Annotated in this window: 3 protein-coding genes; 2 read left to right on the forward strand and 1 reads right to left on the reverse strand. The window is 47.3% G+C overall.

What is annotated here, in order from left to right; translation table 11 throughout:
• The first annotated feature begins 182 nt into the window (after positions 1 to 182).
• Positions 183 to 14,288 carry a mucin-binding protein gene (locus tag EKM92_RS07860; protein ID WP_125709584.1) on the forward strand — a complete coding sequence of 4,702 codons (14,106 nt, stop codon included), beginning with the start codon at positions 183 to 185 and terminating at the stop codon, positions 14,286 to 14,288.
• 129 nt (positions 14,289 to 14,417) lie between these two features.
• On the opposite strand, the gene EKM92_RS07865 is transcribed toward EKM92_RS07860, so the two are convergent.
• Positions 14,418 to 15,035 carry an HAD family hydrolase gene (locus tag EKM92_RS07865; protein ID WP_125709586.1) on the reverse strand — a complete coding sequence of 206 codons (618 nt, stop codon included), beginning with the start codon at positions 15,033 to 15,035 and terminating at the stop codon, positions 14,418 to 14,420.
• A 47-nt stretch (positions 15,036 to 15,082) separates the two neighbouring features.
• Here EKM92_RS07865 and EKM92_RS07870 point away from each other — a divergent pair, with 47 nt between their 5' ends.
• A complete protein-coding gene (locus EKM92_RS07870; protein WP_125709588.1) occupies positions 15,083 to 16,201 on the forward strand; it encodes an exonuclease SbcCD subunit D in 1,119 nt (372 codons plus the stop codon).

The following is a 16,201-nucleotide window of genomic DNA, read 5'->3' on the forward strand; positions in this document are numbered from 1 at the left end:
TTCGTTCATTCAAGTTGAACCCGTCTAGGATTTGACGTTAGTCGCATGGCTGACCACTATCAAACCAGTGTTTTTGGGTGTGCGCCGTGGCCGTTTAATTTGAGACCAACGTCAGCATATGATTTTTACTGCATAAGACGTTGCCTCAACGCACAGCCGTTGAGGTAAAGGGGAGCATCAACATGCAAAAAGAAACACACCGCGCGCATAGAAAACTAGCGCGAGATACCGTCGACAAGCGCGTGCGCTTTCGACTATATAAAAGTGGCCGCAACTGGGTGATTGCGGGTATGACAACTTTGATTTTTGGCATCGGGATCTATTCGACGCCGCAGCTGGTTAAAGCAGATACGATCGACAATGCTCAAACTAATGGGGATGAGTCGTCGATTGCAAATCAATCCTCAGTAACGTTGCAGACACCGCCTGCAGCGACTGAGGAAAGTAGTGTAGCAGAGCCAGCGGTCTCTGATCCGGATCAAACTACTGGTGTAGCAGAGCAGGTTGTTGATACGCCTGTCAATCAAACGGCGACCCTGCAAGCTTCTATTTCACAACCGAATACTAGTGCAATTCAAGCGGAAGCATCTGTAAGTACGCCTGAAAATGTAAGCGATAACACAACGACGTCAACGGTTGCTAATCCCGCTGTGAGTCAAACAACCTCCGCGACTTCAGAAGCGAGTGGCACCGCAACGGCCGTACCGGCGGCGACTACTGACGCTATCACTCAGGTAATTGATTCAGCACAGCAAGAAAACATCAATCCAGCATCTACGGATGCAAATACGGATCCTGTTACACCAGCTTCTGTTACGGCACTAACCGCTGAAGTGGCGCCAGTCCAGCCATTAGTGTTAACTGAGGTTCAAGCGCTAGCCTTTGATAAAGTTCAGCTCACACCAAAAATTGATTTGATTATTCCTGATACGGATGGAGACAAGGTCCCGGATATTATTAGTGGTACTGGGACTTTTCCTGGTGATGATATCATTATCGTTTCGTTGAACGGTCAAGGATGGGCTGCGACAAAGGTTGGACCGGATGGCAGATGGCAGTACTCATATACACAGGCGGGCACATTGCTAGGGCGAAACCAGAGTGCCACTTTTATGGTGTATGAGAGCAATTCGCTTGGAAATTTGCCAGGGTTAGATATCGCATACTGGCAACCTAGCTCGGCGACAGAAACGATTAAATATGTCGATGCGTTGACGAATTTGGAAATTCAATCACCTGATATTGTAAAAGCGACACTATACCGACAGTATTTAAATAATAAAGTTGTTTTGGAATCCGATTTTGATCCAACAGTTCAGGGTGTGATTTCGGCAGATATCGTTCAAGCGAACACGCAGGCTTTGGCCGCTGCATACGCAAAAGATCCAACTGTACTTGTCCCGGGAAGTAACGCTGCAAATCAGTTAGATAGTACTCTGTATTTTCAACTCAGTGGTGATCCAAATATTGGTGGTACTGTAGTTGTACAGACAGATTGGATCAATATCAATCGTCAGAATGAATATGCCGCGATTGATATTGCTGATTTACAAATACCTGGGTATGTCACAATTGCATCGGTTGAAGCACAATCCTACGACAAAATGGTTGCAGATGAAAATGGCGTTTTACAATTAGTGAGGAACAGTCCAGAAGTCACCGTTTATTATTACCCACCTAGCTTAATTGTAGATCCCAACCGTTCAGATGATTTTGCTGCAGGTGTTGTGTCACCAAAAGATGAGATGCCTATCAATTCAGCTGATCCCAATTCACCACGTTACCAAGGGGTGTCGACGGACGATTTGACGCGGACTATCACCGAAACAATTACTTCAGTTGATGCTGCTGGAAAAGCAATCGTCGGCCAACCACTCAAGACCGTTACGGCTTATTTCACGAGGACAGCGAAGCTTGACTTCACGGCGCTTGACGCCAATGGCAATCCAACGGTCACGTACACCGAATGGGTACTCAAGACCATTGACGGAACTGAGGTTGCAGATGAAACTGATCTCAGTTTTCCAGCCTTGTCTGAAGCAGATTTTAGCGACATCAAAGGCATGAATAAAGTTTCGACTGGAGTTAACGCGATTCAATTAACGCAGGATCAAGTGACTGCTGCAGTCACTAACGCGCAAACAAATATCAATCAAAATTTTGTTTATGATTACTTTGCCTTGACTCCGACGATTAAGGTTATGGACCCTTCAACTCGGACAGTTTCTGGTACTGGCACCCTTCCAGGTGATGATATCATCATGCTAAATAAAGGTGGTGGCTATTGGGAAGCAACGACGGTTCAACCCGATGGGACTTGGACAATTACGGTGGAACCTAATTGGACAGATTGGACACTGGTCGTTTATGAAAGTAATACCTTAGGCGATTTTCCTGGATTAGTTATGGGAATCCCAACCCCCAAGCCAGCAACTGAGACTATTGAGCACATTGATGGTGTGACTGGCAACTTGATCGACACTGATTTGCCTACCACTGTTGTTGTAACGGTATATAGCGACTATGGTGGCATCAGCATCGTGCCAGCAGACGAGTATGATTTAACGGTGAGACCAGCTTGGAACAAGACGATATCTGTTGATGTCGTTCAAGCCAATACGCAAATCTTGGCTCAAGTTAAAGCGGGAAAGTTGTCAGCAAGTGCTGCAAATGCGCCTTATACGACACCACAAGGGGCAGTAACTAATGTTTTCTCGTCGTTGGTTGGCTTTTCTGGTCAAATTCAAGGTCTCAAAGATATCGATGGGGGACGCCAGTTTGCCGCCATCAGCAATGAGGCGCTCAATCAGATCGATGGGTATACAACTTCCGGTAGTGTTGATCCAATTGATTACTATATTTATGACGCCGGAACATTTGAGTCAGAGTACCCGTCAGCAGTGGTCAATAACCCAACTGTGAAGATCTACTACTATCCGACAACGTTGACGATTGACCCGAACGCACCGGATGATGGGTTGAGCATACCTGGAACCATCACGCCAAAAGACGAGGACGTTGTTTTAAACAGTGAGGATCCAAATTCACCAAAATATCCTGCTGGAATCAGTACGAGTGACTTAACGAAGACTATCACCCGAACAATCTACTACGTGAATGAAGCTGGTGATGCCGTTGCACCAGATGCCACGACAAGTCTGTATTATACGCGGACAGCAGCCCTTGAACTTCATGACGACGAGACGACCAGTGTTGCCTATACCGACTGGGTATTGAAAACCATCACGACTAATGGTATCGAAGCGCCAGCGGGGTCCAATGATAATGGCTTTGTTGCAGTCAAGAGCCCTCAAGTGATGATTTCATCAGAAGAATTGATTCCCAATCAATTTCAAATCACTGCTGTCAATGTGACTGATGCGATACAAGGCAATAATGGTAGAGATGCGTTGAACTATAATGATATTGCCGATACGGTGATTTATTATCCAGCAACCGTCACGGTATCTCAACCAACCGTTGAAGGAACAGCAGTCGCAGGTGGTGATGACCCAAGACTGTATCCAGCAATAACGGCAGCCGATTTATCTCGGGCAATTAATGAAACGATTCATTACGTTTATGTTGATGCGAATGGTAACCAGACTGGAACTGCAAGCCCTGATTATCTGGCGGACCCAATCGAATTTTCTCAAACAGCACAGATCACCTATGCTTATGATGATGACGGGGTTCTGACGAATAATGTGACCTACTCCGGCTGGAGTGCAACGAGTGATTCATTTGCTGCGGTAGAATCACCTAAGATTACCGATTACACGTCAACTGGTGATGTTGATGCGGTGAAGGTATCAGAAGATTCCTCCAATATTGAAAAAACAGTTGGATACTTCAGTGACGCTGATTTGACGCATACGGTTAGGGTAACGACCAATTACGGTCTGCCAGTCGATCAAACGATGATGACGGCTTACCAATTCTATCGCCAACCGACGCAAACTTTTGACGATGATGGTACGACAACGTTTGGTTTTACCACTTGGACCACAAATATTGATGGTATTAGCACAAATGTTGCAGATCAAAGTATCGCGATTCCGGCCATTGATGCTTCCAAGAATCCCAACAGTGCCCGTTGGAAGTCTGCAACGACAGTCACTGTTGATGGTGTGGCTCGTACCGATGCCGTCAATGGTGCAATCACGCTCACCCCTGCAGATACGCAAATCAGGCGTGATGTTGTATACACTGATCAGTATATGCATATCATTTTCGTCGACATGGACAATGGTGGTGCAGTAGTCAACCCAGATCAACCTATTTTCGTTAAGCCTGGTTCGTTTATTACACGATCGAGTGATTATAGTGAAACTGTGTCGACGCCGGCAGGTGAACCAGTTGATAACTATTATATTGATCCCGCTGGAATTGTTGCTGAGGCAGGCACGATGTTTGGTGAAGAGGAATCCTTTACAGGTCTAGCAGGTGGCACGTATACCATCGAATTACGGCATACGCATGTGACAGCGCCAATTCAAACGAATCGCATCATTAGTTATGTCTTTAATGATGGGACTGAAGCATCGCCGACTATTACGCAAACTGCTGATTGGAAGGCAGATACCGACGTTGTGGTTTATCAGACGGATCCGGCTAAAGCAACCACTTACCACTTAGATACTGGCTATCCAGCACTAGATAGTCCAACTGTCACTAACTTTACGCCAGATGTCGCGACTGTCGTTGCTCAAGCGAGTGTTGCTGATACTTCGGATGTACCACAAAATACGACAGTAAAAGTGACGTATGTCCAAACCACCTTCACACCTGACGCGCCAGGTAGTTATGGTGCGAATCTGACTTATGAGGCTGTTCGTCAGATCAGTTACGTCAATGGCGCAAATGGTGACAATATTGCGGCTACGGTGCCGCAAACAGTGACGTATCAACGCACCTATGTGATCGATAATCTTGTCGATAACACAGGGCACTACACGAATTGGACCACAGATAAAGCGACTTTTGATGCAGTTACGAATCCAGCCATCCCTAATTTTGTAACGATTGAAGCTGACGTCGCTGAAAAAGCAGTACCTGTACCAAGCGATGATGCACAAGTCAGTGTCTCTGATCCAGAAGTCGTGAAAGTGAAATACTATCCAACCACGATTACGGTGACTGCCGATTCTCCAAAAGATGAAGGTGAACCAACAGTTGCTGGGGATGCAAATAGTCCTCAGTATCCAGCGGGTGTTGCCGAAAATGATTTGAATCTGACCGTGACGCGCACGATTCACTATGTAGATGTAAACGGTGATCCTAGCACTGTAATGCCTGAAGATACGATTCAAATCATCAAATTTACCCGAGATGCGACAATCACGTACAGTAAAGATGTGACAGGAAACTTCGCGTCGAGCATCGAGTATTCGCCTTGGACTGCCGTTGATGGTGAGACATTAGTTGCAGTACGTCCACCTGATGTCACTGGTTTGATTGCAGGCGTCTATCAAGTAGATGCTATTTCGGTGCCTGCTTCAACGATTACTGATGCTACTAAGTCCGAATATTCAGAAACGGTCAATTATTATCTGCAAAATATTGATGTGACCCCAGACACACCACATGACTCGGGAAACAAAGATAACGACTCAGATAATGTCATTCCAGGCGATCCGACTAGTCCGGAGTATCCGACTGGCGTTGCATTGAATGATTTGAATAAACAGATCACGCAGACAATCAATTATGTCGATGAATCAGGAACCGCGTTAATTGATCCTGCTACTGGTGAAAGTTCTGCGACAGTTACCAAAGACTTCCAACGCACAGCGCATATTCACTATGCCTATGATGCTGGAGGGGTATTGGTCGGTATTGTCACGTATGACGATTGGAATGTTGAAACGTTTGACAATGTTGATGCACCAGCTATTGATGGGTATGTGGCTCCTGCTGGACAAGTGCCAACTATCGATAAAACTGGGGATGACACTGATTTTAATTCAACGATCAAGTATTTCAACACTGACTTGCTACAACGTGCTGTGACTGTAACAACTGAATATGCAGCTTACACCGATAACAACGGTACAAATTATCCTGCGCACAGCGATGAGGTCCAAACGGTAATTTTCCATCGCCTACCAACTTTTGAAAATGGCAACTTCGGCTTTACGGTATGGACAACCAATGTTGACGGTCAAACCACCAGTCAAGCTGATCAAAGTCAGACGATTGCTGCAATTGACCTCACTGTGGTTAATGCGCTAGATACTGATACGAATCCTAATGGCAACAGCTTTATCGCAACGGAACAAACGACGATCAAGACCCTCAATGATCCTGAGTTGTCATCTACTGAACAAACGTTGACACGCGAGCCAACCCAGACTTCCGCGAATACGGCAGTGGTCGTTGATCCGACGATGGCAAGTGTGACACGCGTAGTTTCGTATGCCGATAACGCCTATCACATTAAATTTATTGATGTGACTGGATTAGATGTTGCGGATTACGCCACTAAGGGCACGCAACTTGGCGTCACCCAAAATGTTGGCCCATCTTATCAAATGGATACGGCAGACATTCCACATTGGGGTTTGTTGAAGTTAGTAAATGATCCTGCAGCATTAGCCGGAGAAGGTGATGGTGCGAGAATTGAGTCTGACGGCTCCGAAAGTTTCACCGGCGTCAATGGTCAGACGTATCGCATCGAAGTTGTGCATTTAGTCGACAATGATCCGTTGACGACCACGCGCACGATTGATTATGTCAAAGCAGGAGAAGGTGTCGGAAGTGCCGCACAATCTGTTGTGCAGACGATTGATTGGACGAAAAATACAGATTTGTATATTCAGGCTACTGGTGATGCCACCATGCCTGTGACCATCAATATCAATCCGAATGGTGTTTTTTACAATCAAGCTGATCAAACGGCAGTTGTGCCTGCGGTTAAGAGTCCACTGACCGCTGCCGACGAAACCGATTCACAGCAGGTTGCCAATGATTTAGGTGAGTATCTGCCAGATGTTACTGAAGTTGCGGCGATTGCGCCAATTTCAGGTTTCTTCAAGGAAGAACCAAAAGATTCGACAGTGACTGTGACCTACACGCGCAACATTTTCACCACTGACAATCCTGGTACTGACGGGACTGCTGGAGCAATCAACAAACTGCAAGCAACAGTGAACCGGACCATCGATTACGTGAATGGTCTGGATCCGACGCAGAAACTTGCTGAATCCGTGGTACAACCGGTAACCTATACGCGGACGTATAATGCGCAAACCAATGCTTATTCCGATTGGATTTTGAAATCGGGTGACAGTTATCCTGAGCAAGTTACACCACCGATCCCTGGTTACCTCACCGCAGTTGTTTCCACTCCTGGAGCAACACCAACAGGTACGCTTGCACCGGATACAGATTTAACGACGGTTCAAGAATCTGTCGTCGTGAAGTATTATCCAGAAAAAGTAGTCATCAATCCTGCCGATTCAGTGACTGCAGGAGATAGCATCAACACCGATCATCCTGAAGATACCGACGCACCGGTTTACCCAGCCACAGTCACAGATACTGATTTATCGGCCTCTGTGACGCAAACCATCACCTATGTTGACGGCTCAACGGGTGAAACGGTCAGTCAAGTAACTGATCATATCGAATTTAAGCGTACCACAACGGTAACCTTTGTTCGTGATGCAAGTGGTCAGTTGGTTGGCACGTTGAGCTATGATCCTTGGCAAAACGCCGATGATAAAACCAGTTTTCCAGCGGTGCCGACGCCTGAGCGAACAGATCAATTTGCTGATCAACTCAGTATTGCCGCGACCACTGTGAGTGCATCCGATCTTGATGCTGCGACTGCTGCAACTGGAAAAGTTGACGTCACAGCATTGAATGCGGCCAATACGCATACAGTGACTTACTGGCCAAATACTGTGACCGTCACACCTGGTGCCCCTGATGCCCCAGACAAATCTGGCAAACCATCAGATCCGACGAAACCAGACAGCCCGCTTTTGCCTGCGGGTGTAGATTATGGTGACTTGCACAGCATTGTGACGCAGATTATTGCGTTTGTCGATAGCCATGATGGCAGCGCAGTTCATGAACCAGCAACGGCGACGTTAATCTTTGAACGTACCGCATTTGTTCATTATGATCAACGCGATGCCAATGGTGTGTCAACGGTGACGTATAGTGATTGGATTCCGGTTGCTGGCGGTAGTGACAAGTTTGTTGCCACTGACAACCCAACCGGCGTTAGCGATGCTGATGGTGTAGCGTTACAAGCTGCAACGAAGCAATCCGTCGAACAAAAGGTTGACCTCACCACCTTGACGACCGAGGCAAGCACGATAAATCAAACTGTTAACTATTACCCAACGACGATCACCGTCACTCCAGACGCCCCACATGATAGTGGTGAAGCAACTGGCGGCGTCGATAGCCCACTTTATCCGGCAGGTGTTGATGATGATGCGTTGCATGCGACAGTGACTGAGGTGATCAAGTATGTTGATGGTAGTGGTGTGGCAACTGTCGCAATGCCAGAAACCTACACCACCGCAAAAGTTTATCAACGCACTGCGACCATCACCTACGATGCAGACTGGCAACCAAGCGTCAGCTATTCAGATTGGAAAGTTGCGAGTGGCGATGATTTATTTGCTGCAGTTTCTAGTCCTGATGTCACAGACATGTGGGCAGACCCAGCTACTATCACTGAACAAACTGTCGATGTGGCGACCATTCCAACAACTGCGATTGATAATGACGGCACCGAATTATCGTTTGAGGTGAAGTATTATCCAACCACGATCACTGTTGATCCCCATGATCCCAAGACAGAAGGCACGCCGACACAAACAGATCCTGAGAGTCCGAAATATCCGGCAGGAGTGGATACTAAGGCATTAAACACGACAGTGACGCAGATCATCCACTATGTCGATCAACGTGATGGGGGCACAACGACGACAGCCGATCATACGGCAACGTTGAATTTTGTACGGACGGCCACGATCACTTTTGCTAAAGACGGTACGACACAAGTTGATTATTCTGCGTGGACGCCTGATTTATCAAAAGCCGCAACAGAAGCGGAAATTGCTGCTGCAAGCACCTTTATCGCAGTGGAGAACCCAACGTTGACGACGGCGACTAGCGATCAACTCAGTTTGATCGTCGGCGCAAGTGACGCAACGACTGCTGCTCAGGAGGTGGATCTCGCAACAGTTTTGCCGAATAACCAAACGATTTTAACAACGGATGTCTTGTATTATCCGGCAGTGATCATCGTTGAACCTGATGCACCAAAGCAAGCAGGCGAAGCAACGATACCTGGCGACGCGAATAGTCCGAAATATCCTGAAGGTGTCAGCGACACTGATTTGACGCATGAAGTGACGCGGGTGATTCAATATATTAACAAGCAGACGGGTGAAGTGTTAGGAACTGAAACGCAAACTGCCGTCGCGACGCGTTCAGCGGCCATCACGTATCAGACGCTTGATGGCGCACCAACAATCGTCTATTCGCCATGGAAGATCAATGGTGAATTAGATAGTGTCGCAAGTCCTGAATATCCCGACTTGTATGCGGCGATTCCAATGGTCGAGGCACAAGCTGTGACAACTGAAGATTTTGATGTCAGTCGCAACTTTGCTGATGTGATCGTCGCTTACTATCCAACCAAGGTGACAGTAACTTCCGAAGATCCTAAAGATGCTGGTACCTCAGTGGTTGAAGGTGACGACCAAGGGCCGAAGTATCCAGCAGGCGTGGGTGCAAGTGATTTGACACATGACGTTGTTCGCCAAATCAACTATGTCGATGCTCAAGGCAACGTCCTAGACACCACATCACAAACATCGACGTATACGCGAGATGCCGCACTCGTCTACACGGGTGTGACTGAAAAGCCGACGATCACCTACAGCGACTGGACTGGTAAGTTTGAATTTGATAGCGTTGTGAACCCAGTGATCGAGGGGTACTACACGTTAGCAAAAGACGTTGAAAAACAAGTCGTGACAGCTGCTGATGTTGACGCCAATCGTGTCTTTGAAGTTTCCGTCAAGTATTATGTCAGCGACGTGACCGTGACTGCCGACGATCCTAAAGATGCAGGAACACCGGTAGTTGAAGGAGATGTTGAAGGGCCGAAGTATCCAGCAGGAGTCAGTGCAAGCGATTTGAATCACACCGTGGTACGCAAGATTAATTATGTTGACGTTCAAGGCAAAGTCTTGGCCACAGAGGTTCAAACCTTGACTTTCAAGCGCGACGCGAACCTGGTCTACACCAGTGAATCAGCGACGCCGACGATCACTTATACTGATTGGACTGGGGACTTTGAATTGGTTGGTGTGGCCAATCCTACAATTTCTGGGTACTACACGCTGGACAAAGATGTTGAAGCACAAACAGTAACTGTTGCAGATGTTGATGCGAGTCGCATCTTTGAAGCGACCGTGAAGTATTATCAGTCGAGCATTACGGTGACCGCCGATGACCCGAAAGATGCTGGTACGCCAGTGATCGATGGGGATGATGCCGGACCGAAGTACCCTGAAGGCGTCAGTGCCAGTGACTTAACGCATCAAGTCACGCGCCAAATTGCGTATGTCAATGCACAAGGCAACGTTTTGAATACGAAGGAACAAACGGAGTTCTACACTCGTGATGCTGCGTTAGTTTATACGGCTGACTCACCAACACCGACGATAACCTATACGGACTGGCAAGGGAACTTTGAACTTGAGGGGGTTTCAAATCCAACGATTCCAGGCTTCTTCACATCAGCCAGTGACGTGGGGCCGCAAGTGGTCACCACAAATGACGTTGAAGAAAATCATGGATTTAATGTCGAGGTCAAATATTATGCCGCTGAAGTGAAGGTAACCCCTGATGATCCTAAAGATGCAGGGGCACCAGTAATCGAAGGTGACGATGTCGGACCGAAGTATCCTGAAGGCGTGAGTGCGAGTGATTTGACGCATCAAGTGATTCGTCAAATCAACTATGTGGATACGCAAGGCAATGTTTTGGCTACTAAAGCACAGACACAAACCTATACGCGTGAGGCAGTGCTGGTTTATAGCGATGTGAACACGGCACCGACGATCACCTATAGTGACTGGTCTGGAACCTTTAGCTTGGATGGTGTGGAAAATCCTGCAATTTCCGGTTACTACACGTTGGCAAAAAATGTTGAAGCGCTGGATGTAACTGTTGCCGATGTGGAAGCTAATCGCGTCGTCGAAGTAGCTGTGAAGTATTACGCCTCCACAGTTAACGTCACTGCCGATGATCCAAAAGATGCAGGGACTCCTGTGATTGACGGGGATAATGCTGGGCCGAAGTATCCTGAAGGCGTCAGTGCGAGTGATCTGACACACACTGTTGTTCGGCAGATCAGCTACGTTGATGCGCAAGGCAAAGTCTTAGGGACTAAAGATCAAACGCTGACCTTCAAACGCGACGCGGCATTGGTTTATACAGCTGATTCGCCAACACCGACGATCACTTATACTGACTGGACCGGCAACTTTGATTTTGTATCTGTTGAAAATCCGGCATTTTCCGGTTACTTCACCCAAACTAGTGAAGTAGAAAGTCAAACGGTGACAAAAGATGATGTTGAAGCGAACAAAGTCTTTGAAACAGTCGTGAAGTACTATGCAACTGATGTCAAAGTGACTGCCGACGATCCTAAAGATGCTGGAATGCTGGTCATTGACGGAGATGATTCCGGGCCGAAGTATCCTGAAGGCGTCAGTGCTAGTGACTTAACGCATCAAGTTGTGCGCCAAATCCAATACGTTGATGTGCAAGGTAACGTGCTAGACACAAATACGCAAACGCTGGTTTATACGCGTGATGCGGACTTAGTCTATTCTGCAGAATCGGCAACACCGACGATCACCTATACGGACTGGGCAGGGACTTTTGAATTTGAAGGTATTGCGAACCCTCCGATTTCAGGATTCTTCACCCCCAACAGTGGGGTGGAAACTCAACCGGTCACTAAGAGTGATGTTGACGCTAGCCACGTATTTAACGAAACCGTGACGTATTACGCATCTGAAGTGAAAGTGACTGCTGACGATCCTAAAGATGCCGGGACACTCGTCATTGACGGCGATGATCAAGGACCAAAGTATCCGGAAGGCGTCAGTGCTAGTGATTTAACGCACACCGTTGTCCGCCAAATCAGTTATGTGGATCCTCAAGGTAATGTCCTGAAGACCGATGAACAAACACTGACCTTCACCCGTGATGCCTTGCTAGACTTTAGCGATGGTAAAAAAGCACCGACGATCACCTACACGAATTGGAGTGGTGATTTCGAATTTGGTAGTGTGACGAATCCTTCAATTTTAGGCTACTTCACATTAGCAAAGGACGTCCAACCCCAGAGTGTAAGTACTGATGATGTTGATAATAGTCACGTCTTCAACGAGACGGTGATCTATTACGCAACTGAAGTTAAAGTCACTGCCGATGATCCTAAAGATGCAGGCACACCCGTCATTGACGGCGATGAACAAGGACCGAAATATCCTGAAGGTGTGAGTGCTAGTGATTTAACGCACACTGTTGTTCGTCAAATCAGTTATGTGGATATTGACGGTAATATCTTGTCCACCAAAGAACAATCGTTGAGCTTTACACGAGATGCACTGGTTACTTTTGACGACATTTCCGGAGAGCCAACGATCACCTATACTGACTGGCGGGGTGATTTTGAAATTGTGGGTGTTGCAAATCCTTCAATTCCAAATTACTTCACGCTTGCCGATGACGTCGGTGAGCAAGTGGTGACTCAGGATGACGTTGAAGTCAACAAACTGTTCGCCGTTGTAGTAACGTATTACCCTGCAGAAGTTAAAGTGACTGCCGAAGATCCTAAAGATGTTGGAACACTAGTCATCGAAGGGGATGAGGCGGGACCGAAGTATCCTGCGGGTGTCAGTGATAGTGATTTGACGCATCAAGTCGTCCGTCAAATTAAGTATGTTGACGCTCAAGGCAATGTATTAGGCACCAAGGAACAAACGCAGACTTTCACGCGTGATGCGATACTGGTTTATATCAATGGTAGCGAATCACCGACAATCACCTATACTGACTGGATCGGCAATTTCGAGTTAGCTGCGGTAGATAATCCAACGATTTCGGGATTTTACCCTTCGAAGAGCGGCGTCGATGCACAAGTCGTATTGCCTAGTGACGTTGATGCCAGTCGTATCTTTGATGTCACAGTTAAGTATTACGCATCTGAAGTAACAGTCACTGCTGACGATCCAAAAGATGCAGGCACACCAGTGGTTGAAGGCGATGACCAAGGACCGAAGTATCCTGAAGGCGTCAGTGCCAGTGATTTGACGCATCAAGTGGTGCGCAAGATCAACTATGTGGACCCTCAAGGCAATGTGCTGAAGACCGCTGAACAAACGCTGACCTTTACGCGAAACGCTCAGTTGATTTATACCGATGGCATCACCGCACCGACTATCATCTACACGGATTGGAGTGGCGACTTCGAATTTGCAGGCGTTACTAATCCAGTGATCACGGGCTACTACACGTCAGCAAAAGATGTTGAAGCACAAGATGTCGTTGTCAGCGATGTTGAAAGCAATCGCATTTTCAATGTGACTGTAAAGTATTATGCAACTGAAGTCACAGTCACACCTGAAAATCCTAAAGATGCCGGCACACCAGTGGTTGAAGGCGATGATCAAGGACCGAAATATCCTGAAGGCGTTAGTGCCAGTGACTTGAACAAAACGATCACGCAAACGATCAAGTACGTCGATCAAGCAGGCAAGCCAGTTGCCGAAGCGCACATTGCAACGATAAGCTTCACACGAACTGCCAAAATCGTCTTTGATGCGCAAGGTAACGCAACTGTCAGCTACTCTGCTTGGACACCAGTCACTAGCGGCACCTTTGCTGCAGTGACGAGTCCTGTGATCAATGGCATGACGACTGCGACAAAAGGCGTCAATGCTCAAGTTGCGGATCCTGATGCAGATGATACCGTGACGACTGTAACCTACACGGCAGTCGCACCAGTACCGCAACCGACACCGAACCCACCGGCTCTGGAACCGAAGACGCCAGCGCCGCAAGTCAATGCAACACAAACTGTCACACCTGCACCAGTGGCAAAACCAAATGTGAAACCAGCAGCTTTACCACAGATGGGAGATGAACAAGCACCAACCACTTCAATTATCGGCGTGATCCTCGCCACGTTAATGGGGATCTTTGGACTTGCTGGTAAGAAACGACGCAAAGATGAATAACCTGAAGCCTTAAGTTTAACGAGGAGGCCTTCCAATTGGGAGGTCTCTTTTTTCCGCAACAAAACAGGAGTCCGAAGCAGCGTTCGGACTCCTGTGATCACTCTTAAGTGACCGAGATGAAATTCACGGTTATAATGTCAGTAAGTCACTAGGTGTCTTCAGCGCATAAGCAATCGGTTGAAGTTCATCGCTTGGTTGATTGGTCCAAGTCGCTAATGCAAAAGGCACTTGGGCATCTTTTGCGGCATGTGAATCGGTAACGGTATCGCCGATATAAACCGCATTCGCAGTGGTTTCACCTAAGCGGTCCAGCGCTAACAAAATCGGATCGCCAAACGGCTTATTGCGCTTAGCGTCATGCGCAAGCACTGCTGTATCGATATAATCAGAGAAGTGATAACGCTGATCGTCAATGGCAAACTCAGGTGCCGCTTTTGACGTGACGATCCCGATTTTATGGCCGGCGTCGCGCAAAGCACTTAATGTTTCTGGCATACCGGCGATCCAGTCGACAGCCGGGGCGTAAACTTTTGAATCTGCGATCCATTGGTTGATCATTTCAGTGGCGGCGTCTCCGGAAAATCCTAGGTGCTTGGCGGTATCTTGAGACGGGATGCCATTGGAGAAAGTCAGCTCTTCAAGTGTGTAATCACGGTCGTAGCGACGCATGGTATCTTGTAATCCTTTTAAGTACATGGCGACGGAATCGATCAAGGTGCCGTCGATATCAAAAATAAATGCAGACATGGAAGCACTTCCTTTCTCAACTAGTATACCAAAGGAGTTGGCGTATTTTGAAAATTTTGCACACAGCAGATTGGCATATCGGCAAAAAACTTGCGGGATTTGACTTGCTCGACGATCAAAAGGCGATTTTCCAACAGTTAGTGAAAGTCGCCCAACAAGAACAAGTTGATGCGATCATCATCGCCGGCGATTTATATGACCGAGCACTTCCCAATGAAGCCGCAGTCGAAACAGTCAACGACATGTTGTTTGAATTGAACCGCAAATTAAACTACCCGTTGTTAGTGGTGTCAGGCAACCACGACTCGGCAGTGCGCCTAAACACTGGCCGCGACTGGTATGCGTCGACACAACTTTACTTAAATACGCAACTTGATCAAGCCTTCACGCCGATCACCCTTGGCGATAGTCAATTTTTCTTATTGCCATACTTCGAACCGGTGGCGGCGCGGTTGTATTTCAACGATGACAGCTTGACGAACATTGCCAAGGCAATGGTTCCTGTGGTTGAGAAAATGCAGTCTTTGTTTGCCCCAGACAAACGCCATATTTTAGTCGGTCACTTTTTTGCGGCAGGCAGTGAACACTCAGATTCTGAGACACGCGTGAATGTCGGCGGGTTAGATGCAGTAGCAGTCGGCGATCTTTCGCCATTTGATTATGTCGCCCTCGGTCATTTGCACAGCCGCCACGCATTAGACGCTGAGAAAATTCAATATTCAGGTAGCTTGTTGAAATATTCCGTGTCAGAAGTCGCCCAAGAAAAAGGCGTCTACATTTTGGATACCGACACGATGACGCGCAAATTCATCGCCTTAGCACCTAAACGAGAAGTCCAACACCTGACTGATAGCTTCGAGCACCTTTCAGACCCGGCGATTTATCAAGAGCTCGATCGCGATGCTTATACGGCGATCACGTTGACGGATACGGAAGTCATTCCTAATGTCATGGCGCAATTGCGTGAGATTTTTCCGCAAGTGATCGGTTTGGATCGTCAACATGGGGTGCAACTGGCAGATCGACCAACTGTCGCGAAATTAGAAAAATTATCGCCGACAGAATTACTCGGTGACTTCTACGATCATGTGTCAGATAGTGAATTGACTGATGCTCAGCGTCATTGGGCCGATCAAGCGTTGACCACCGCACAAAAGGAGGACTGA

Origin of the sequence: Lacticaseibacillus porcinae (assembly GCF_003946305.1) — a bacterium.
GTDB classification, from domain to species: Bacteria; Bacillota; Bacilli; order Lactobacillales; family Lactobacillaceae; genus Lacticaseibacillus; species Lacticaseibacillus porcinae.

Bases quoted from the DNA above. Each gene is read 5' to 3' on its own strand.
- EKM92_RS07865 (WP_125709586.1), bottom strand. From the start codon at position 15,035: ATGTCTGCATTTATTTTTGATATCGACGGCACCTTGATCGATTCCGTC.
- EKM92_RS07860 (WP_125709584.1), top strand. From the start codon at position 183: ATGCAAAAAGAAACACACCGCGCGCATAGAAAACTAGCGCGAGATACC.